This is a genomic window from Peribacillus sp. P4_C12 (genome assembly GCF_056402095.1).
In genome coordinates, this window is record NZ_JBFUIB010001177.1 from 1 (window position 1) to 576 (window position 576).

Genomic DNA, 576 nt, shown 5'->3' on the forward strand with positions numbered 1-576 from the left:
CTCCATCTACTTCTAAAAAAAAGACAAAACCCCAGTAAAGAGCTTTGTCTTTTTTATATTTTTATTAATTAATAAAATAGAGCTATTGCAATAATTGGTTCTTTAGATATTTTTCTATTAACTCAATAAATAAGTTCATAGATTTCGTATGCAATTCCACAGATTCTGTTATAACTGAAAAATTTCTTTTTATCGGTGTTCCTTTTACATTTAATACTTGAATGGTACCAAGCATTCTTTCTTTTTTTACAGTAAGTTCAGATAAGTAACTAATGCCAAGCCCGGCTTCAACTGCTTCTTTTATAAGTTGTGTGCTGCCGAACTCCATTAACTTGGTAGGACGTATTTGTAAAGATTGAAATAATGTTTCTGTTGCCTCTCTTGTACCAGAACCTTCTTCACGGACAATCCAATTCTCTTGTTCTACCTGTCTTCGTGTAACTTCCTTATTGAAATAAATTGGATATTTACCCCCTGCCACGATATACATTTGGTCGGTGGAAACGGATTTTATATATATATTTCGAAGAGAAATTTCCCCCTCTACAATTCCTACATCGATCTCATGACTTGTGA

At 32.8% G+C, this 576-nt stretch carries 1 protein-coding gene; it reads right to left on the reverse strand.

The annotated features are described in order from the left end of the window. Positions 1 to 82: 82 nt before the first annotated feature. A partial coding sequence (locus tag AC1DUW_RS32005; RefSeq protein WP_477644604.1) for a LysR substrate-binding domain-containing protein occupies positions 83 to 576 on the reverse strand: 494 nt, incomplete at its 5' end.